Here is a 20,198-nt window from a genome sequence, read left to right as displayed (position 1 = left end):
GCTATTTTGTATAGATCCTATAAGAGATCCTCTTTTTTTCGAACAAAAGGAATGGGTCTTATTTGTGTGCCTTCATTTATGGTTTTCATTTTCAAGTTAACATCTATTGGAAATTTATTGAAATTACATCTATAATTAAAGTGTAAAGATTGTTATAAAAATATCAATTAGGGAGGTAAAGAAAATGGCAAAATTAAATGATAAGGAATTTCAGGCATATCTAAAGCAAATCAGAGCTTTAGCAGAAGGTCCTTTCGAGGAAATTCAAAAAGAAGTTGAGGTAACTAATAAGTTTCCACAAAAATTCTTTGATCTTGCAATAGAAAATAACTTATATAGATGCTCACTTCCAGAAAAATACGGTGGATGGGGTTTAAGTCCATTACAAATTTTACAGGTACAAGAAGAGTTCAGCAGAGGACCAGGTGGAATGCGTATGCATCTTCATTATGCAATGGACTTAAACTGGAGAATTCTTGACGATTTTGGAAGTCAGGAATTAAAAGATGAGTATATGGATAAGTTCCAAGATAAAACAATATTCACCTGTTTTGCATTAACTGAAGAAACAGGTGGAACAGGTGCTGATTTGCATACGTTAGCAGTAAAAGATGGAGATGATTACATCATAAATGGTGAAAAAACATTAATCTCTCATACTGACTGTTGTGAATTTGCCTATGTAATAGCTGTTACTAATCCTGATGCTCCAAAGGATGAAAGATTATCCGCATTTTTCGTACCAGTTAATACTCCAGGTTATGAAGTTGTTCCTATGCCTCATATGATGGGATGTCGTGGTGCTGGACATGCAGGATTAAGATTTACTAACATGAGACTTAATAAAAAATATCTGCTTGGTAAAGAAGGTGAAGGTCTTAAAATTGCAATGCATTCTTTATCAGTATCTAGAGCTCATATAGCAGTAAGTAACTTAGGTATGGCACAGAGAATGTTAGAAATGGCTATTAAAAGGGCAAAAGACAGAGTAACATTTGGTAAACCATTAGTTAAAAGGCAGGCAATTCAGCAAATGATTGCTGATATGGGGACAGAGATATTTGCATTAAGAATGATGGTTTATAACTTTGCAAAAGACTATGAAGAAGGCAAAGATATTGAAATGAAAGCAGCTATGTGCAAACTGCATAGTATAAATACTGTTAAATTAGTATCAGATTATTGCTTGGAAATATTTGGTGGAATTGGATATTTTGAAGATAACCCATATGGACCAGTTGAAAGAATGTATCGTGATTGTCGTGCAATGTGGTTAGAAGAAGGACCAAGAACAGTTCAAAGATTAACAGCTTCAAGAAAACTTATTGCAAGTGGTGGAGTTATTGATTAATTTAATATAGCCTTTCAAAGTTTTTGAAAGGCTATATTTATAAGTTTAAAAAAATTGGAGGGCTTTTATGAAACCTTTAAAAGGAATTAAGGTTGTAGATTTAACTACTTATTTAGCAGCTCCTACCGCTGCTAGAGTACTAGGAGAGTGGGGAGCAGACTTGATTAAAGTTGAGGCTCCAAAAGGAGATCCGGCAAGAGCACAGGGATCTGTATTTAACATGCCTTTTAGCGATGAGGAAAATTTAGCTTTTGATGTTGCAAATATGAATAAAAGATTTATTACTCTAAATTTAAAGACAGAAAAAGGTTTAGAGGTTATATACAAGTTATTGAGTACAGCTGATGTATTCGTTACCAATACAAGAACAAAATCTCTAGTTAAATTAGGACTTGATTATAATACTTTAAAAGATAAATTTCCAAGGCTTATTTTTGCTCAAGTATTAGGCTATGGTGAAAAAGGACCTGAAAAAGATACAGCGGGCTTTGATGCTACATGTTATATGGCAAGAGGAGGAGTTTTAGCTACAACTGTAGATAAAGGTGGTTCTCCAATGAATCCAAGCAACGGATATGGAGATTTTCAGGTTTCCATGTGCTTAGTATCAGGTATTTGTGGTGCTCTATTCAATAGAGAAAGAACTGGAAAAGGCGATAAAGTAACAGTAAGTCTTCACCATACTGCGGTATTTATGCAAAGCGTTGCAATGATTTCTGCACAGTATGGTAATCAATATCCAAAGAGCAGAAAAGAAATACCTAATCCATTTAATAACTGTTATCGTACAAAAGACCAAAAGTGGGTTGTAATGTGCTGCCCAGAATATGACAGAGATTTTGATAAGATTATGACACTGTTAGGTCGTAAAGATATGGTAGGAAATACAAAATATAATAAATGTGCTCAGGTAAATGCTAATAAATTAAATCGTGAAGTTGTAGATATTCTAGACGAAGCCATATCAAAGATAGATAGAGCAGATTTAATGAAACTTTTAAAAGATAATGATTTAGCTTGTGAAGCAGGATATGAACCATTAGATATTTATGAAGATGAACAGGTATGGGCAAATAATATTTTAACTAAAGTGGATTATCCTTCTGGGAAAAGAATGCTGCCTACTAATCCGGTTTTATTTGATTCAATGACGGAACCTACAATGGAAACTTGTAAACCACAAGGGGCTCACACAGAAGAAATAATGAGAGAGTTAGGTTATAGCGATGCAGAAATTAGAGAATACATACAAAACGGAGCTGTAGTTGGATTAAAGTTTCTAAAAAAATAAAAAGGAGGGCGAGAATTAATGAGCTTATTATACACCAACGAGCAGAAAGAATTAATTGCTCTTGTAAAAGAAATGGCAGAAAACGAAATTAAACCATATGTTCAAGAGCTGGATGAAAAAGGTGAATGTCCAAGAGAATTATTTAAATGGGCTTTCGATATGGGACTTCATATGCTTGAAATTCCAGCCGAATATGGCGGAACTGGTTTAAGCTATGAAACAACAGCTATGATTTTTGAAGAACTAGCAAAAGTAGATGCTGGTTATGCTATTAGTCTTGTTACTACATTTGTTGCATTAAGAAATGTAATACTTTCCGGTACTTTAGAGCAAGGAAAATACTTTGCTGATATTATATCTAAAGGTAATTTTGCAGCTTTTGCTCTTACTGAGCCAAGTGCAGGTTCTGACCCTGCAGCACTTAGAGGAACTGCAGTAAAAGATGGGGATGAGTATATTTTAAATGCTTCAAAAACTTTTATAACTAATGGTGCATTAGCTTCTTTATTTGTAGGTTTTTTCAAGACAAATCCAGAAGCAGGGGCAAAAGGGATTTCTGCATTTATTATTGATGCAAATTCTCCTGGAATTACTATTGGGAAACATGAAAATAAGATGGGACTGCGGTTATCAAATACTACAGATGTAACTTTTGAAAATGTAAGAGTTCCTGCATCTAACATGCTTGGACCAGAAGGTTCTGGTTTTAAATTAGCTTTAAATGCTTTAAACTTATCGAGAGCATTTGTTGCTACCTTAGCAGTAGGAATTATGCAGAGAGCTTTAGATGAATCTGTAAAGTATGCAAAAGAAAGAAAACAATTTGGTCAGCCTATTATTAAATTCCAAATGGTACAGCAAATGCTTGCAGACATGGCAATAAAAATTGAAGCTTGCAGAGTTTTAGTTAATAATACTATGAAACTTATGGATAATGGAAGCTTAGTTCGTAAAGAAGGAGCAATAACAAAGACCTTTGTATCAGATTGTGCACAAGAAGTTACATCTAATGCAGTCCAGATTCTTGGCGGTTATGGGTATAGTAAGGATTATCCTGTTGAAAAACTTATGAGAGATTGCAAGATATTCCAAATTTTTGAAGGAACTAATCAAATCCAGAGACTAACTATAGCAAGTGTATTGGAAAAGGAATATAAGTAAGGAGGAAGGCAAATGAACATTGTTGTTTGCATAAAACAGGTTCCTGATACAACGGAAATTAAAATTGATCCAGTAAGAAACACACTTATTCGTCAGGGTGTTCCCAGTATTGTAAATCCATTTGATAAAAATGCTTTAGAACAGGCGCTTAGATTAAAAGAACAGTATGGCGGTAAGATAACTGTAATTTCTATGGGGCCTGATCAAGCAAAATCTGCGTTAAGAGAAGCCATTTCTATGGGAGCTGATAAGGCGTATTTAGTTACAGATAGAGCTTTTGGGGGTTCTGATACTTATGCTACCAGTTATATATTATCAAAGGTAATTGAAAAAATAGGGCCTTTTGATATTATACTCGGTGGAAAACAGGCAATTGATGGAGATACAGGACAAACTGCTATAAGTATTGCACAGCATTTAGGAATTACAAGATTAAGTCATGTATTAGATATAAAAATAGAAGGTTATAAATGTGTTGTAAAACGTCAGGTAGAAGAAGGAATTGAAGTTATTGAAGCAAAGCTTCCTATTCTTTGTACTTTAACTAAAGAGAGTAATAAACCCAGGTATGCAACAATTAAAGGAAAATTATATTCATTAAAAGCAGAAATAGAAGAAATACATTTAGCTGATTTACCTGATATTGATACTACAAAAATTGGTCTTAAAGGTTCACCAACAAGAGTAAAGGCAACCTTTACACCAAAACGTCAGGCTAGTGGAGAAATAATAGAAGCTATAAATCCTCAGGAAACAGCTAGAGTTTTAGTTAATAAACTTAAAGAAGCAAAATTACTTTAAAGGAGGGCTTAGATTATGAACCTCAAAGAATATACAGACGTATGGGTATTTATTGAATGTTTTCATGGACAGCCAAAAGATGTTGGATTTGAACTGCTTGGTCAGGGAAGATTGTTAGCAGATGGTCTGGGACAGAAACTTTGTGCTGTAGTTATTGGTAATAAAGTTGATGAGGCAGTTAAATGTGCAAATTATTACGGTGCAGATAAAATTTATGTGGTACAGGGAGAAGAATATGAGCATTATTCTTCAGATGCTTATGGAAATGCATTCTTAAAATTATGCCGCAAATATAATCCAAATACAATTTTAATAGGAGCAACTATTAATGGAAGAGACTTAGGATCAAAAATTGCTGTAAGCTTAAGAACTGGTCTTACAGCTGATTGTACTGCATTAAGCATTGAGGAAGATACTTTAAATGTTGTTTGGGAAAGACCTGCTTTTGGTGGTAATCTTTATGCACAGATTCTCTGCAGTGAAACACGTCCACAAATGGGTACTGTAAGACCAGGAGCTTTTAAAAAACCAGAAAAGAATAGAAACAATAATGCTGAAATTATCTGGGAAGATATCAGAGTTGATAAAGATTTGATTTTTACAAAGGTAATTGATTTTATTAAATCAACAGAAGAATCAGGAATTAAGCTTGAAGAAGCACAATATATAGTATCCGGCGGTAGAGGAATGAAGGGGCCAGAAAATTTTAAAATGCTTGAGGAGTTGGCTGATTTACTTGGTGGTACAGTAGGGGCATCCAGAGCAGCAGTAGATGCTGGATGGGTTCCGCATTCTAAACAGGTTGGCCAGACTGGTACAACAGTTTCTCCTAAAGTTTATATTGCATGTGGGATTTCAGGTGCAGTGCAACATTTAGCTGGAATGAGTTCTTCTGACACTATTATAGCCATTAATAAAGATCCATCTGCACCGATTTTTGAAGTGGCAGATTACTGCCTTGTGGGAGATGTTTTTGAGATAATTCCTGCAATGATTAAGGAGATTCGCTGTGTAAAGAATCTATAAAATAGTAATTTTTTCGATATGCTCTTATTAAAGGAGATAAGTGATGATAAGCGGAATAAAAATTAATGATAATCAAAAAAATTTTTATGAAAAAATGGGTTATTGGGGAAAGGAAACTCTTTTAGACTACTGGAATGACTCTGTAAAAAAATATGGTAACAAGGAGTTTGTGGTAGATGACAAAGGTTACAGATATACCTATAAAGAGATAGATGAAAAGGCAGCAATTATTGCTTCTTATTTTATTCAAAGTGGAATTAAGCCTTCAGACGTAATATCTTTTCAGCTGCCAGTTTGTATTGAGTTTGTTCTTGTTACTATTGCATGTATGAAAGTTGGTGCAATAATTAATCCTATTGGCATGTGTTACAGAGAAGAAGAAATATCATATCTTTTAAATCTTATAGGAAGTAAAATCTTTCTTTGCCCTACCTTTTATCATAAAACTGATTATGAAGAGCTAATTATGTCAATAAGAGCAAAGATAAAAAATTTACAGAACATAATATTATTAGATAATTTTAAGGAAAAAAGCAGTAATACTATTACCTTAAAAGAAATTCTTACAACTTTTTCTCCTATAGAATATGGGGTTAAAATGGACAGCAACGATGTTGCAGTTATTCTTTGCACCTCTGGAACCACTGGAGGTGCAAAAGGAGTTATGTTGACACATAACAATATAATATTCAGTGAAAGTTATTTTAATAAGGAACTTGGACTTACCGAAGATGATATTATGTTTATGCCAGCACCTTTAAATCATGCCACTGGTTTTCATCATGGTATTATTGCACCTATGCTTATTGGGGCAAAGGTGGTTTTACAATTGAAATTTAATAGTAAAGAAGCAATTAAGTTGATAAATTTGGAAAAATGTACTTATTCAATGGGTTCAACTCCATTCATTTATGATATTTTAAAGGAAATAAAAGAAGAAGGGGGATGTCTAAATTCCTTAAAGTTTTATCTTTGCGGAGGTGCACCTGTACCAGGAGATATGGTCAAGAAAGCATATGAATATGGGATTAAGTTATGTGAGGTTTATGGATCAACAGAAAGTGTTCCTCATGTATTTGTAAGACCAAATGAAACTTTGGATTTGATGGGTACTACTTCTGGCAGAGCTATGGAAGGAGTTGAAGTTCGTGTTGTAGATGAAAATAGACAGGAAGTTCCTATTGGAGTTATAGGTGAAGAAGTATCAAGAGGGCCAAATGTATTTGTAGGGTATATTAATGATAGAAAAACTACAGATAATGTATTAGATGATGAAGGCTGGTTCTATAGTGGAGATCTTTGTACACGTGATGAAAAGGGGAATATAAAGATTATTGGGCGAAAAAAGGACATGATTGTTAGAGGTGGAGAAAATCTTAACTCAAACCTTATAAGCGAATATGTTTCAGGCTGTCCTAAAATTAAGGATCAAGCAGTTATTGGAATGCCTGATGAACGTCTAGGTGAAAGAATATGTGTCTATGTTGTATTAAAAGAAACAGAAAGCACAATAGAATTAAAAGACATTTTAGAATATATGAAACAGAAAAAAATCCCAAAACGATTTTGGCCAGAAAGGCTTGAAGTTATTGATAAAATTCCAAGAACCGATAGTGGAAAGGTGAAGAAAAATTTACTGCAAGAAGATTTAAAAGCTCGCATACAAGCAGGGAGGAATTAGTTTGCAGAAGCAGGAATTTAGTCCAAGAAGATCCAAAGAAACAACAAAGCCTAGAGTTGTATGCCCCAAAGTAATCTTTTATAGCTGCAGCCATTGTGGGAACTTGTTTCAAGCATATAACCCAAGAATAGATGCAGTTGTTATGTGCTGCAATGAGGAAATGAAGTTTCTAGAAGAAAAAGACCCTTCAGAAGTTTCTGATGAGGTCTTGATTGACTATAGAATAACGGGTGGCTACAATGAGAATACAGTAGAAGTTTTTTGGAAGATAAAAAAGGGAACAATTACTATAGACTGGATTTATCTTAAAACATTTACTGGGGGTCAGTTAAAATATGTTACAAATCCTAAAAAAAACAGCTTTGTTTTTGCTATGGCTGATGAAGATGCTTATGTGTATTGTGATGAAGATCCCTGTCTAGAATGTACTTTTCGCTGCAAAAGGGGGTTTGAGATATATATTCACATAAAAGAAAAAGGATTAATTAAAATGCCCATGGAAAGAATGCATGCTAATTGGCAGTCTTAGCCTGGCAGATTTCGTTCATTTTCTAGAATATATTTAATAAAATGCTCTACGGTTTTACTTATATAATTGTTTTTATTATAGCACATGTATATCAAACGAGAATCAGCTGGTACATCAATACTGATAAGTTTTAAATTGGTAAATTGAAGTAAAAAAGGAGTACGGGCAGTAATAGCAGCCACATTTGTTGTCGATACTATTCCTCCAATAGTAATTTCATCATCATATGCATAGTTTGGGTTAAGACCGAGAGGATTTAAAAGCTTTTTAATCGTTTTCCCTATAGGTAAGTTTTCACGGTAAGTTATTAGAGGATAAGCATGAAGATCTTTTAAATTTATAAATTTTTCTTTTGCTAGAGGATGATCGTTATTAACAAGTAATATTAGTTCTTGAGCTAATATTGGTAAAAATTCAAGTTCTGTTTCGTTTTCTACAAATGAGCAAAAACCAACATCATACTTTTCAGACTTAATGCCTTCAACTATATCTAAAGTCATACCATTAAAAATATTAAATTTAGTTTTTGAATTTACCATTTTTAAATATCCTTTGATTGCCTTAGGCATAAAATCTCCAATAAGAGTAGGAATGCAGCCTATATCAATCACACCACCAAGAGCACTTGATTTTTCTCTGGTTACTTCAATTCCTTTTTCCAATTCATCTAATGCTGTACAGACATACTTATAAAATTCTTCACCATACTTTGTCAGCTTAATGTTTCGACCTTGTTTAAAAAAAAGGGCAATTTTAAGTTCTTCTTCTAAAGAAGATATGGCTGCGCTTAAGCTGGGTTGAGCTATATAAAGTTCTTTTGAAGCTTTAGTATAATTCTGAAGTTGGGCTAATTTTCTAAAATAATATAATTGGTTTAAGTTCATATTATACCTCCATTTTTAAATATGGTAAGATATGTAAATATTTTACCATGGTTTTCTGAAAATTTCTATAATGATTAGGGGGATTTCTTATGAATAATGTGGTTTTGAATAATACAAAAAAAACTAATGTACGTTGGGCAGTAGCAGGTGTGTTGGCACTTTCCTTTATGGTAATGTTTTTAGGTAGAACTGTATTTTCTGTATCTGGAAAAGCTATTATGAAAGAATATGGATGGACTTCCACTCAGTTTGGATATGCTTCTACTGCATTTTTTATTGGTTATATGATTACAATGATACCGTCTGGTGCAATTGCTGATAAGTATGGAGCTACTAAGGTTTTAATTATAAGTTTGCTTTTATCTGGATTATTTACATTATTAACACCTGTTATTGGAGTTTCTATTGGATCTATGATTTTTATTCGTGCCTTGGAAGGTGTAGCTCAGGGATGTATTGTGCCTAGTGCAATGTCTAATTTGGGAAGATGGATACCTAAAAAGGAATCTGGTATTGCTTGTGGTCTAGTACAAGCAGGATGTCCATTAGGTTCTGCAATTAATATTTATTTGGCAGCTGCGCTGCTTCCTGTTATAGGATGGAGAAAATTGTTTTTTGTATATGCAATATTTTTCCCGATTTGGTGTGTAATATGGATACTAGTTGGAAAGTCCAACCCAACAGAACATAAAAAAGTAAATAAAGAAGAACTAGCTTATATTCGTCAAAAGCCTCAAGGTCAAAAAACAATTACTAATGCTAATATTACAAAATCAGATATTATGAGAACTCCTGCTGTATGGCTAATGTGCATTTCTTATGGTTGTGCGACCTATATGTATTTCTTCTGTACTACATGGCTTCCTAATTATTTTGCCATAGGTCGCGGTATGCAAATCAGTGCTGGTGCTGCTCCTTTTATTGTAGGTTTTTTTACTTATTTTATCGGTGGATTTGTTGCAGATGCAGCTTCAAGTAAATTTGGAGATAAAATTGGACGTAAATTAGTACAGGTAGTTGGAATGATCGGTGCGGCAATTCTTATATTCCTAGGAGCTAATGCAACTAATCCAACTCTTGTAATTGCAGCTGTATCTATTTCTTATGGGTTCCTTTGTCTCACAATGGGAGGTTATTTCTCTGTAGCACCTTCAATTTGTCCTTCACTAGCTGGTGTTTATTCTGGACTTGCAGGAATAATGGGTGCTATTGCGGGAATAATTGCACCAACTATAACTGGTCTTGTAGTTGATGCTGGACTAAAAGCTGGTGCAAGCAATGCAACAGCCTATGGTTATGCATTATGGGTATGTGCTGGGGTATGTATTTTAGGTTCAATTTTAGCGCTATCAGCAAAATTAGAGCCAGTTCAGCATAAAAACAATTAGAAGCTAATTAAAGTATAAGGTAGTGCTGCAGTATGGGAAACTGCAGTACTGCCATGTTTAAGAAGAAAATATAAATGGGGGAAATAGTATGAGTAATCAAATATCTAATAATAATATAAGTAAAAATAGGCTCGATTGGAGTGCAGCTTTGGTGTTTACTGGTCTTGCATTTAGTTCTCAGTGCGGAGGAGGATTTGCATCTGGTGGTACTCCTATGACATATTTCCTTTCAAAAGGTTATCCAGGTATTTTTATGCCTCTTATTGTTGCACTTATTAATGGATTTATTTTATATTTTTCAATGAAATATGCTATGGATTTTAAACTATATGATTATAATTCATTTTTAACAAAATATACAGGCAAATACAATCGTTTTTTTAGAGGAATATATGAGTTTAACTATAACTGGCTTCTAATTGTAGTTATGGCTCTAGCATATTCTACTAGTGGAGGGGTGATTGCAGACTTAACTGGTCTTCCTTATATATTAACAACTTTTATTATAGCGATTATTATGTATTTTCTTGTAACAAATGGCACAGGAGTTGTTCGTAAAAATGCAGTAGTTATGAGTATTATTATTTTAATTGCATTAATAGCAGTTCATGTACCTAATGTTTTTTATAATGCTCATAAGATTGCAGCAAATGCAGCTGCTTTAAAAAGTGAAAATGTAACATTAAAAACTTGGGCAATAGCTCTTTTATGGGGATACATTTTTTCTGGACAAAATCTGGCAGGCTTTGGAGCCTACATTAATCACGCAGATATATTTGTGTCTAAGAAAGGATTGAAAAGAGGTGTTATACTTTCTGTAATTGCAAATTTTATAGCTTTAGTCCTTGTAAATTTAAATCTTCTTGCTAACTTAGATTTGTATAGAGCATCTAATCCTAAACCTAATATACCTGTACTTATGGTTGTAAAAAATGGATTTGGGATGGAAGGTTTACTGAGTTTTATGCTTTCTGTAGCTATTTTCTTCTCTGCTATTTCTACAGCAATTAATTATATTCATGGATTTAATGATCGTGTACTAAATTATATCAGCTCAAGAAATAAGGAGTCTGAAAAGGTAAAAGAACAAAAAAAGCATAAAAGAGTAGTAAAGATAACTATAGGTTATATTATTATTACTTGGGCTGTATCTCAGGTAGGATTGACAAACTTAATTGCTAAAGGTCTGACTTTTTCAGCGTTATTAACTTTAATATGCTTTATATTGCCAACTATATATAATGCTTTAAAAGGTTGGAATAAAGCTGAAAAGGAAATTGAATTTGAAGCAATAAAAGATTTTTAAAAAAATTCGGCGCTTAAAGTGCCGAATTTTTATTTTTGAATTTTACAAAGCAATTCTTTTAACTCATAAATCCTCTTATCTAATATTGGATGAATAACATAAGGAGCAATTTCGCATAGCGGCTCTAAAACAAACATTCTTTCATGCATTCTTGGATGAGGTATAACAATTTCTTCAAAAGAAGTTATTAAATTATCATATAAAAGCACGTCTAAATCTATTGTTCTTGGTCCCCATTTTATTGTTCTTTCTCTTTTCAACTTTTTTTCCACATCTAAAAGGAAAGCAATGAGCTCTTTTGGAGATAATAATGTTTTTGCCTGCAAAGTACCATTAATAAAGTTATCCTGATTTTCATAGCCAACGGGTTTTGTTTCATAAAGAGAAGATACTTTTATAACTTTAGTATGTGTTGAGCTATTAATGTATTCAATAGCGTTATAAATATTTTCTTTTTTATTACCAAGGTTTGAGCCAAAAGCGATATATGTATTATGCCATTTTCTATCTAATTCTACTGCAGCGTATTTTACTGATTTTCCAATTGGAGCCCAAGGCTTTTTTATCATAAGCTTAACTCTTTCTATTTTATCGTAATTTAGCAGAATAAATTGTGCTAGGTTTTCTGCAGCAGCTTCTAATAAATCAAAAGTTTTGCTTTTAAATTCTTCTTCGATTTTTTCACACAAAAGTCCATAATGAACTGTTTTTTCTAAGTTATCACTTTTACCAGCCTCACTTAAATCTAAAAATAATTCTAAAGATATTAAAAATTTCTGCCCAAGCTTTTTTTCTTCTTTAAAAACACCATGATTTGCAAAAATCTCTAGTTCTTCTATATAAATTTTGTCCATTATTATACACCAGCTTTCATAATAGCTTCAGTCATTTTAACTGCTCTTAAGTTTTCTTTAACATCATGGACTCTAATGAAGCTGAATCCATTTATTACACCTAATACTGAAGTTGCAATTGTACCTTCTACTCTTTTGTCAACAGGAAGATTTAATGTATTGCCTATCATAGATTTTCTTGAAGTACCAAGCAGAAGGGGAAAATTAAGTTCTTTAAATCTATGAAGGTTATTCATAACCTTAAGGTTTTGTTCTAAGGTTTTTCCAAAGCCAATACCAGGATCTAGTATAATATTTTCTTTCTTAACTCCAGCTTTTATAGCAATTTGAATACATTCATTCAAATCATTAAAAATATCATCTATCAAGTTATTATAATATGTATTATCTCTATTGTGCATTAAGCAGCAAGGTACGTTATACTTAGCAGCAACTTCTGACATATAAGGATCTTTTTTAAATCCCCATACATCATTTATTAAAGAAGCACCAGCTTTTATTGCAAGCTCTGCTACTTTACCTTTATAAGTATCAATAGAAATTGGAATATCAGATTCTTTTCGTATGGCTTTAATTATTGGTATAACTCTATTTATTTCTTCTTCTGCTTCAACCGCCGTATGATTTGGTCTTGTAGATTCTCCGCCAATGTCTATTATATCTACTCCTTCCTCTATCATTGTCTTTGCATGATTTAATGCATTTTGGATAGAATTATACTTTCCTCCGTCTGAAAAAGAGTCTGGAGTTACATTTAATATACCCATTATATAAGTTCTTTCACCAATAACAAATTCTTTGTTTCCTATTTTCATAGTATCCTCCTTTAGTAATAAATTTTTAAATTTTTTTTATCCTGTGCCCAATAACATTCTTTCTCAGCTTTGCACATAAAGCAGGCTCTAGAAAGCTTGTCGGCTGTAAAAAGTATATGGTCTAAAGTATTTTCGATATTATTTTCATTCCTATGGTTTTTAATTGAAGAAATTATTTTATTTATCTCTTCTTCATTAAAATCAGAGTTTATTAATATATCATAAGCTAATTTTGCGCTGGCAATTTCATGAGGAATTTTACTTTCATATTGCTGCCATTTTCCTATATCGTGAAGCAACGCAGCAGCGTACACTTCTTCTTTAGTATGGCTTAAACCTTTTTCTAAAATTAAAATGTAACTAATTCTTGCCACATCCATAAAGTGGTTTATATCATGTCTGCAAAAATCTCTGTCTATTTCACATTGGTTTATTTTATTTAAGTATTCCTTGAATTTATTGTTAGATAATATTAAATTTACTCTTTCCATATCTCACCTCTAATAAACTGAGCATTTATTATTTATGTAAAGCAGCTTGACTTATTTATATACAAATCATATTTAGTTTTAATTTCTTTAATTAGGCTGCTGGTTTCAATATTGTTATTGTTAATTGAGCTTACTTTCATAATACCTAAAAGGCTGTTTGTGATGAAAGCCCCCTCAGAGTTTAAAATATCCTTAAGTGTAAAGTTACCTTCAATAACATTGAAATTACTTATAACCCATTTTCTTATGATACCATTAAGTAAGCCGCATTTGATAGAAGGAGTATATAAAATATTATCTTTTATGAAAAAAATATTGGAAGTAGAACCTTCTGCTATATACCCATAAGTATTTTCAAAAATCACTTCATCAAAGCCTTCTTTAGAAGCTGTCTCTTTTTCAATTATATTGTCAAGATAGTTAAGTGTTTTTAAATAAACTCCATGACTTTCTGGATTTCTTTTTATTAAACTTAGTTTTAAACTAAATCCTTTTTCATAGTGATTTTCTGTATAGGGAATTTCTCTAGTAGAAAATAAAGTATTTGCTTCTGTAACTACTAGTTTTAAAGCACAATTTTTCTGTTTTAATTTATAAAAATTATCCATAAAGTAATCTTTAGTTATAATTTTATTAATATTTAGTTTTTTCAATCCTTCATTAATTCTGTCAATATGTTCATCTAGAAATATTGGTTTATCTTTTACAAGTATAGTTTCAAATAATCCTCTGCCAAAAAAAAATCCAGTGTCTAAAATAACTTTATTATCTTCAATTATATTACCGTTTAAAATCATCATAAATATCATTCCTTAATGTTATAATACTTTCATAAGAGCTTTTGCTTTATCTAAAATTTCGCTGTATTCAGCTTCTTTTATTGACTCCCAGGTTATTCCACCGCCAACACCAAAAGTAGCTCTATTGTCCTTTAATACAATAGTTCTTATAACAATATTAAAGTCTGCATTTCCATCAAATCCAAAGTAACCTATACAACCTGTGTAAATAGATCTTCTTGTTTTTTCTAGTTCGTCAATAATTTCCATTGATCTGATTTTTGGAGCTCCTGTAATTGAACCGCCGGGAAAGCAGGCTTTCATGCAATCTACTGCAGTCATTTCATGTTTTAATTCACCTATAATGGTAGATACAAGATGAAATACTGTACTGTATTCTTCGATTTTGAATAGTTCTGTAACTTTAACTGAATGAGGCTTACAAACTTTACTTAAATCATTCCTTTCTAAATCTACTATCATTAAAAGTTCTGATTTATCTTTTTCACTGTTTTTTAAGAAATTTTTATTAATTATATCTTCTTCTTTTGTTGCACCTCTGGGACTTGTGCCTTTTATTGGTCTAGTTTCAACAAATCCATTTCTTATCTTTAAAAATCTTTCAGGAGATGAGCTTATGATAGAAAAATCTTCAAAGTTTAAAAAAGAAGAAAATGGAGCTGGATTTATAAATCTTAAATCTTTATAAATGTCATAAGCAGCTTTATAAGTTTTACAGTTAAATCTCTGAGTTAAATTAGTTATGTAAATATCTCCGCTTTTAATATAAGCTCTAACACGTTCAATATGAGCTAAATAATCTTCTTTTGAAAAATCTGATTTAAAAATTGTATTTGTTTTAATAGGAGGGGAATATTGAAGTTTTTTTCCTTTTAATATTTTATTTTTTATTTCAATAAATCTCTCGTTTTTTTCTTTTAAAATACCGAGGGTACAAATGAATACCTTGTTATTTATGTGATCCAATATAACGTAACTGTCATAAAAATTAATATACATATCTGGTATTTCTAAATCTTTTACTGCTTTTTCTGGAATAACTTCCAGTTTTCTAGCTAAATCATAGGATAAGTAGCCTATTCCTCCACAGGTAAAAGGAAGGGATGGATGAGAATCTATTTTATACTTATCTAAAATTTGTTGTAAGTATTTAAATACATCTCCATTAAAATTTGATTCTTCTGCTATGTTACTTTCAGAATCAAAGGAACTTATAGTTACAAGGCTGTTTTCATATTTAATTTTTAAAAAAGGATATATGCCTAATATTGAATATTCACTTAAGCTGCTATCTTTTTTTGAGCTATCTAAAAGAGCAGTTTCCTTTTCGTTTTTAAACAAAGTATATATATCAAAGGCATCTAAATCTGTTTCAATTTGTTTTATCAAAGGCTTCATAAGTTTTCTCCCTGAATACTGTAGTTTTTACATTGATTTATAAAGTTTTTAAGTATATCATGTCCGCATTCTGTAAGTTCAGCTTCTGGATGAAATTGAACTCCTTCTATAAGATAATCTTTATGTCTTATTCCCATAATCACTCCATCACTTGTAAGTGCAGTTACTTCTAAGCAGTAGGGAATAGTATTTTTATCTAAAACTAAAGAATGATATCTTGTTACATTTAAAGGATTTTTAATATTCTTAAATACTCCTTTGCTGTCATGATTAATCTGACTAACCTTGCCATGAACTGGTTCTTTTCCACATTTTACATCAGCACCGTAAACATGCCCAATAGTCTGATGTCCAAGACATATGCCTAAAATAGGAATTTTTCCTTCAAATTTTTTTACAATATCAATGCATATCCCTGATTCCTTAGGAGATTTTGGCCCAGGAGATATTATTATTCCTTCAGGATTAAGCTTAGTTATTTGCTCTAAAGTTATTTTATCATTTTTAAATATCAATATTTCTTCATCTAATTCTTCAAAATATCGAACAAGATTGTAAACAAATGAATCGTAGTTATCAATCATTAAGAACATATTTTTCTCCTGTATTGTTTTGTTTATATTAATCATATTATATCAAAAAATAGCGAAATAATAAATTTCATAATAATTTAAGGACTGTATATAGATTTTTAAAATAAATCTATATACAGTCCTTAATCTATGCAGGTTTATAAAAGGTATTTTTTCTTGAATTCTAAATATCCTTTTTTCCTTAATTTGCATGCAGGACAATCACCGCATCCATCGCCTATTATTCCATTATAACAAGTTAAAGTTTCATTTTTAATAACATCCAGTACACCTAAATCATTTGCCATTTTCCAAGTTTCAGCTTTATCAATCCACATTAAAGGAGTATGAATTACAAATTCATATCCCATAGCTAAGTTTAGAGTAACATTTAAAGATTTTATGAAAACATCTCTGCAGTCAGGATATCCACTAAAATCACTTTGAGAAACACCAGTTACAATAGAATTTATACCTCTTTGTTTTGCAAAGATTGCAACGAAAGTTAGAAATAACAGGTTTCTTCCATCTACGAATGTATTAGGGGTACCTTCCTTTGGGGCGTCTTTGTCAACTTCAATATCTTTTCTAGTTAATGAATTAGGTGCCAGCTGGTTCAATAAATTTAAATCTAAAATATGATGTTCTACGTTATATTTTTTACATATATTCTTTGCACACTGTAATTCTAATGCATGTTTTTGGTTGTAATCAAAAGATACTGCTATTACTTCTTTATATCTTTGCATTGCCCAAAATAAACAGGTTGTACTATCTTGGCCGCCACTAAATACTACTACTGCTTTTTCTTTATTCATAATTATTACACCATCCTTTTTATTTATAAAGCATCATTAATTTATTAATTAAAACTGCATCAGTCTTAAATCTTCCTCTAAATGTAGTTGAGATTGTTTTAGTACCTGGTTTTTTTATACCTCTGGTAGTCATGCAGCCATGTTCACCTTCAATGATAACGGCAACATCTTCTGAATCAGTTATCTTCTGCATAATTTCAGCTATGTCTGAGCCTATTCTTTCTTGAAGCTGCAGTCTGCGGCCAACCATATCAGCTATACGTGCAATTTTACTTAAACCTATAATTTTTTTATTAGGAATGTATGCAACTGCAACCTTCATATTATACATTAATGCTAAATGGTGTTCACAATGGCTGAATATTTCGATGTCCTTCATTAGAACTATATCATTGTTATTTTCCTCAACTGATAAATCGTCCTCAAAGGTAGTATTAAACATTTCAGCAATGTCATAATTAGTATAATTCATACCCATAAATATTTCTTCATACATTTTAGCTACACGTTTAGGAGTATCTTTTAGTCCTTCTCTGTCTGGATTATCACCTAGAGCTATTAAAATGCCTCTTATATGTTCTTCAATTGATTTTGTATCAATTGCCATATTATACACCTCTTTCATTGGGGTTCCATATTATCTTATGAAGCTGAACTTGAAGATTAACTCCATTCATTTTATTATCCTTCATAAAATCTACAATTGTTTCTAAATTTATTTTATCAAAAACAGGGCTTATATATATGTGGGTTTTATTTATAAGGTTATATTTGTCTATTATATATTTAGCCTTTTCTAAATCCTCCATACAGCCGGATACAAATTTGACAGTATCTTTAGCAGATAAATATTTGAAGTTATCTAGTAGCATTTTATCTTCCATATTACTTGAAGGAAGTTTATAATCCATTGTAAAGCTTGGAGGGTTTTTCATATTTAAAAATTTATCTAAAGGAACACTTCCATTAGTTTCTATTTCAACATGAAGTTCTTTATCATTAGAAAGAATCTTTAAGAGTTCAAGTATTCCTGTCTGAAGAAGGGGCTCTCCTCCAGTTAGCGTTATATTTCTCACACCAGTAGATTTAATATAGTTATATATTTCCTCATTGGTCATTAATTCATAAGGAACATCTATTTTATTTGCCCAGCTTGTATCGCAGTAGCTGCAGTTTAAATTACAGCCTGCAAATCTTATAAAAACTGCTAATTGTCCAGCTAAAGTACCTTCTCCATTTATACTAACAAATTTTTCAACTACCTTAAATTTCATCTGCTTTCCTCACTTTCTTCATATACAGCACTATTAGCAGGGGTCTCGTATACTGTGACTCTTTTTACGTTATATCCTTTATCCTTCATTTGTTTAAAGAAAAAAGCTGAAAAATTTTCTGCAGTTGGTCTAAATTTAACTTTAAGAACTTTAAATCCATCTTTCTCTAAACAATTTAATGTTTCATCTCTCATAGTTTTATCTTCTATAATTAATGCATGGTCATAGTAATCTACCATAGCTTTAACATCTTTTTTTAAGTCTCCAAAATCAACTACCATTCCCTTTAGCTGACCGCTGTCAACTAATTTTTCTGATTGGACTTCAACTTCAACCTTCCATCTGTGACCGTGGATATTACCGCATTTTCCTTTATATCCAGCAAGAAAGTGAGCACTATCAAAACTATGCTCTGCTTTTAAAATGTACATAGGATGTAAACCTCCTAGAATTAATATTATAAATTTCATAATTTTTTTAAGTAAAAAAGGGCAGAAAACTGCCCTTAAACAAAAAACTACCCATACTGGTAGATACCCCCTAGTTTTGTTTATAGACAGGATGGTTTCGAACTGTCTTTATTAAATTATTATTCTTAAGTTAGTTTACTATAAATTATAATTTAAGTCAAATTTATAGCTCCTTTTTTCTTTTTCCTAAAATTGTGTTAATTAATGCAACTATAAATTTAACATTTATTTATGTTATTGTTTTAAAGTAAGTTAAAAGTACGTAATATAAGTTCGTATTGACACAAAAAAAATAAACATTTAGAATTATATAATAAATAGGGATAAGAAAGGCAGAGAAATAGGATGGGTAAGAAAAAGCTAGGGTTTATAGGGTGTGGCAATATGGCAGGTGCTATATTGAACGGAATCATAAGCAGCGGGGTGTTAAAACCTTCTGATATAGCTGTATTTGACATAAGTGAAAAAGCACAAATTCATGCAAAAGAAAAAGGAGCAGAAGTAGTCTCAAGTGCCATTGAGCTTTGTGAAATGTGTGAAATGATACTTCTTGGAGTAAAGCCAAATATAACAAAAGCTGTGTTAAATAAAATTGGTAAATTTTTGGAAGGAAAGGCACTGCTTTCAATAGTTGCTGGTTTTAACAGCAAAACCTTATATGAGTGGACGGGGGCAGAGGTTCGAATATTAAGAATTATGCCGAATACACCAGCTATGGTTGGAGCAGGTGCTGCAGTTCTTTGCTCTGATACTACATTTACAGAAGAGGAAAAAACAGAGGCAGAAAAAATATTTAAATCTATTGGTATTGTAGAGTGGGTTCCAGAAAAATTAATTGATGCAGTTACTGGAGTAAGTGGCGGGGGGCCGGCATTTGCAGCTATGTTCATTGAAGCTTTAGCAGATGGCGGCGTACTTGAAGGGTTGCCTAGAGCAACAGCTTACCGTTTAGCTGCACAAACGGTGCTTGGAACAGCAAAAATGATTTTGGAGACAGGAATGCATCCAGGTGCTCTAAAAGATATGGTATGTTCACCAGGAGGTACAACTATTGAAGGGGTTAAGGCACTTGAGGATGGAGGAATGCGTTCATCTGTTATACAGTGTATTGTAAGCAGCAGTAATAAATCCAGAAAATTAGGTAAAGTTTAAATATATATTAATTACATAACTATATTAAGTTATTGCTTATTTTTGTTGTTAATTTTAAAAACAGTGTAAATAAAACATTAAGTTTCTGTTTTATTTACACTGTCAGTTTTTAATCTTATAAATATAAATAAGATAT

21 protein-coding genes are annotated in these 20,198 nt (G+C 31.8%); 10 read left to right on the top strand and 11 right to left on the bottom strand.

Translation table 11 applies throughout. The annotated features are described in order from the left end of the window. Positions 1-184: 184 nt before the first annotated feature. The 7 genes from M2651_RS07845 to M2651_RS07815 all read left to right on the top strand — a co-directional run bounded on the left by M2651_RS07845 (position 185) and on the right by M2651_RS07815 (position 7,840). Entirely contained in the window at positions 185-1,351 is a 1,167-nt protein-coding gene (locus M2651_RS07845; RefSeq protein ID WP_252131791.1) for an acyl-CoA dehydrogenase family protein, read from the top strand. A 67-nt stretch (positions 1,352-1,418) separates the two neighbouring features. Then, positions 1,419-2,642: a CaiB/BaiF CoA transferase family protein gene (locus M2651_RS07840; RefSeq protein WP_252131790.1), complete on the top strand. Its 1,224-nt coding sequence runs from the start codon at positions 1,419-1,421 to the stop codon at positions 2,640-2,642. Positions 2,643-2,660: 18 nt separating this feature from the next. After that, positions 2,661-3,803 carry an acyl-CoA dehydrogenase family protein gene (locus M2651_RS07835; RefSeq protein WP_252131789.1) on the top strand — a complete coding sequence of 381 codons (1,143 nt, stop codon included), beginning with the start codon at positions 2,661-2,663 and terminating at the stop codon, positions 3,801-3,803. 12 nt (positions 3,804-3,815) lie between these two features. After that, entirely contained in the window at positions 3,816-4,604 is a 789-nt protein-coding gene (locus M2651_RS07830; RefSeq protein WP_252131788.1) for an electron transfer flavoprotein subunit beta/FixA family protein, read from the top strand. Between the two features lie 15 nt (positions 4,605-4,619). Next, positions 4,620-5,630 carry an electron transfer flavoprotein subunit alpha/FixB family protein gene (locus M2651_RS07825; RefSeq protein WP_252131787.1) on the top strand — a complete coding sequence of 337 codons (1,011 nt, stop codon included), beginning with the start codon at positions 4,620-4,622 and terminating at the stop codon, positions 5,628-5,630. 43 nt (positions 5,631-5,673) lie between these two features. Continuing rightward, positions 5,674-7,311: a medium-chain fatty-acid--CoA ligase gene (gene fadK, locus M2651_RS07820; protein WP_252131786.1), complete on the top strand. Its 1,638-nt coding sequence runs from the start codon at positions 5,674-5,676 to the stop codon at positions 7,309-7,311. A gap of 1 nt (position 7,312) precedes the next feature. Beyond that, positions 7,313-7,840, top strand: a complete 528-nt coding sequence (locus M2651_RS07815) for a hypothetical protein (protein ID WP_252131785.1) — start codon at positions 7,313-7,315, stop codon at positions 7,838-7,840. Here the strand turns inward: M2651_RS07815 and M2651_RS07810 are convergent. Continuing rightward, positions 7,837-8,724, bottom strand: coding sequence for a LysR family transcriptional regulator (locus M2651_RS07810; RefSeq protein WP_252131784.1), 888 nt, complete (start codon positions 8,722-8,724; stop codon positions 7,837-7,839). The two genes, M2651_RS07815 and M2651_RS07810, sit on opposite strands and share 4 nt — an antisense overlap. Before the next feature lie 89 nt (positions 8,725-8,813). Between M2651_RS07810 and M2651_RS07805 the strand changes: the two genes are divergently transcribed. After that, on the top strand, positions 8,814-10,112 hold the full coding sequence (locus M2651_RS07805) for an MFS transporter (protein ID WP_252131783.1): 1,299 nt from the start codon (positions 8,814-8,816) through the stop codon (positions 10,110-10,112). Between the two features lie 88 nt (positions 10,113-10,200). Further along, entirely contained in the window at positions 10,201-11,418 is a 1,218-nt protein-coding gene (locus tag M2651_RS07800) for a hypothetical protein (protein WP_252131782.1), read from the top strand. A 29-nt stretch (positions 11,419-11,447) separates the two neighbouring features. On the opposite strand, the gene folK is transcribed toward M2651_RS07800, so the two are convergent. From folK to queD, 10 genes are all read right to left on the bottom strand, one after another. Beyond that, positions 11,448-12,272 carry a 2-amino-4-hydroxy-6-hydroxymethyldihydropteridine diphosphokinase gene (gene folK / locus M2651_RS07795; protein ID WP_252131781.1) on the bottom strand — a complete coding sequence of 275 codons (825 nt, stop codon included), beginning with the start codon at positions 12,270-12,272 and terminating at the stop codon, positions 11,448-11,450. A gap of 2 nt (positions 12,273-12,274) precedes the next feature. Then, positions 12,275-13,087, bottom strand: a complete 813-nt coding sequence (gene folP / locus M2651_RS07790) for a dihydropteroate synthase (RefSeq protein ID WP_252131780.1) — start codon at positions 13,085-13,087, stop codon at positions 12,275-12,277. Positions 13,088-13,098: 11 nt separating this feature from the next. Further along, complete coding sequence (locus M2651_RS07785; protein WP_252131779.1) at positions 13,099-13,578, bottom strand: HD domain-containing protein; 480 nt, start codon at positions 13,576-13,578, stop codon at positions 13,099-13,101. A gap of 32 nt (positions 13,579-13,610) precedes the next feature. Next, positions 13,611-14,378 carry an aminotransferase class IV gene (locus M2651_RS07780; protein WP_252131778.1) on the bottom strand — a complete coding sequence of 256 codons (768 nt, stop codon included), beginning with the start codon at positions 14,376-14,378 and terminating at the stop codon, positions 13,611-13,613. An 18-nt stretch (positions 14,379-14,396) separates the two neighbouring features. Next, positions 14,397-15,776, bottom strand: a complete 1,380-nt coding sequence (gene pabB, locus M2651_RS07775; RefSeq protein WP_252131777.1) for an aminodeoxychorismate synthase component I — start codon at positions 15,774-15,776, stop codon at positions 14,397-14,399. Continuing rightward, positions 15,773-16,369, bottom strand: coding sequence for an anthranilate synthase component II (locus M2651_RS07770; RefSeq protein ID WP_252131776.1), 597 nt, complete (start codon positions 16,367-16,369; stop codon positions 15,773-15,775). The genes pabB and M2651_RS07770 overlap by 4 nt, the downstream gene beginning before the upstream one ends. Before the next feature lie 137 nt (positions 16,370-16,506). After that, a complete protein-coding gene (queC, locus tag M2651_RS07765) occupies positions 16,507-17,166 on the bottom strand; it encodes a 7-cyano-7-deazaguanine synthase QueC (RefSeq protein WP_252131775.1) in 660 nt (219 codons plus the stop codon). Positions 17,167-17,185: 19 nt separating this feature from the next. Then, positions 17,186-17,773 (bottom strand): GTP cyclohydrolase I FolE, encoded by a 588-nt coding sequence (gene folE, locus M2651_RS07760; protein ID WP_252131774.1) that lies wholly within the window; start codon positions 17,771-17,773, stop codon positions 17,186-17,188. A 1-nt stretch (position 17,774) separates the two neighbouring features. Beyond that, the gene (queE, locus tag M2651_RS07755; RefSeq protein ID WP_252131773.1) at positions 17,775-18,440 is read right to left on the bottom strand and encodes a putative 7-carboxy-7-deazaguanine synthase QueE; all 666 of its coding nucleotides are present in this window, start codon (positions 18,438-18,440) and stop codon (positions 17,775-17,777) included. Next, entirely contained in the window at positions 18,437-18,871 is a 435-nt protein-coding gene (gene queD, locus M2651_RS07750; RefSeq protein ID WP_252131772.1) for a 6-carboxytetrahydropterin synthase QueD, read from the bottom strand. The genes queE and queD overlap by 4 nt, the downstream gene beginning before the upstream one ends. A gap of 384 nt (positions 18,872-19,255) precedes the next feature. Between queD and proC the strand changes: the two genes are divergently transcribed. Beyond that, positions 19,256-20,062: a pyrroline-5-carboxylate reductase gene (proC, locus tag M2651_RS07745; RefSeq protein WP_252131771.1), complete on the top strand. Its 807-nt coding sequence runs from the start codon at positions 19,256-19,258 to the stop codon at positions 20,060-20,062. Positions 20,063-20,198 lie beyond the last annotated feature (136 nt).

This window comes from Clostridium caldaquaticum, from assembly GCF_023806125.1.
In the GTDB taxonomy this organism is placed as follows: Bacteria; Bacillota; Clostridia; order Clostridiales; family Clostridiaceae; genus Clostridium_AT; species Clostridium_AT caldaquaticum.
This window is presented reverse-complemented; position numbering and strand designations above follow the sequence as displayed.

Excerpts from the sequence above, each read along its gene's own strand:
- M2651_RS07840 (WP_252131790.1), top strand. The coding sequence starts at position 1,419 with ATGAAACCTTTAAAAGGAATTAAGGTTGTAGATTTAACTACTTATTTA.
- M2651_RS07825 (WP_252131787.1), top strand. The coding sequence starts at position 4,620 with ATGAACCTCAAAGAATATACAGACGTATGGGTATTTATTGAATGTTTT.
- folE (WP_252131774.1), bottom strand. The coding sequence starts at position 17,773 with ATGGCAATTGATACAAAATCAATTGAAGAACATATAAGAGGCATTTTA.
- M2651_RS07810 (WP_252131784.1), bottom strand. The coding sequence starts at position 8,724 with ATGAACTTAAACCAATTATATTATTTTAGAAAATTAGCCCAACTTCAG.
- queD (WP_252131772.1), bottom strand. The coding sequence starts at position 18,871 with ATGTACATTTTAAAAGCAGAGCATAGTTTTGATAGTGCTCACTTTCTT.
- proC (WP_252131771.1), top strand. The coding sequence starts at position 19,256 with ATGGGTAAGAAAAAGCTAGGGTTTATAGGGTGTGGCAATATGGCAGGT.
- folK (WP_252131781.1), bottom strand. The coding sequence starts at position 12,272 with ATGGACAAAATTTATATAGAAGAACTAGAGATTTTTGCAAATCATGGT.
- queE (WP_252131773.1), bottom strand. The coding sequence starts at position 18,440 with ATGAAATTTAAGGTAGTTGAAAAATTTGTTAGTATAAATGGAGAAGGT.
- folP (WP_252131780.1), bottom strand. The coding sequence starts at position 13,087 with ATGAAAATAGGAAACAAAGAATTTGTTATTGGTGAAAGAACTTATATA.
- M2651_RS07770 (WP_252131776.1), bottom strand. The coding sequence starts at position 16,369 with ATGTTCTTAATGATTGATAACTACGATTCATTTGTTTACAATCTTGTT.
- queC (WP_252131775.1), bottom strand. The coding sequence starts at position 17,166 with ATGAATAAAGAAAAAGCAGTAGTAGTATTTAGTGGCGGCCAAGATAGT.
- M2651_RS07835 (WP_252131789.1), top strand. The coding sequence starts at position 2,661 with ATGAGCTTATTATACACCAACGAGCAGAAAGAATTAATTGCTCTTGTA.
- M2651_RS07845 (WP_252131791.1), top strand. The coding sequence starts at position 185 with ATGGCAAAATTAAATGATAAGGAATTTCAGGCATATCTAAAGCAAATC.
- fadK (WP_252131786.1), top strand. The coding sequence starts at position 5,674 with ATGATAAGCGGAATAAAAATTAATGATAATCAAAAAAATTTTTATGAA.
- M2651_RS07780 (WP_252131778.1), bottom strand. The coding sequence starts at position 14,378 with ATGATGATTTTAAACGGTAATATAATTGAAGATAATAAAGTTATTTTA.
- M2651_RS07800 (WP_252131782.1), top strand. The coding sequence starts at position 10,201 with ATGAGTAATCAAATATCTAATAATAATATAAGTAAAAATAGGCTCGAT.
- M2651_RS07805 (WP_252131783.1), top strand. The coding sequence starts at position 8,814 with ATGAATAATGTGGTTTTGAATAATACAAAAAAAACTAATGTACGTTGG.
- pabB (WP_252131777.1), bottom strand. The coding sequence starts at position 15,776 with ATGAAGCCTTTGATAAAACAAATTGAAACAGATTTAGATGCCTTTGAT.
- M2651_RS07785 (WP_252131779.1), bottom strand. The coding sequence starts at position 13,578 with ATGGAAAGAGTAAATTTAATATTATCTAACAATAAATTCAAGGAATAC.
- M2651_RS07830 (WP_252131788.1), top strand. The coding sequence starts at position 3,816 with ATGAACATTGTTGTTTGCATAAAACAGGTTCCTGATACAACGGAAATT.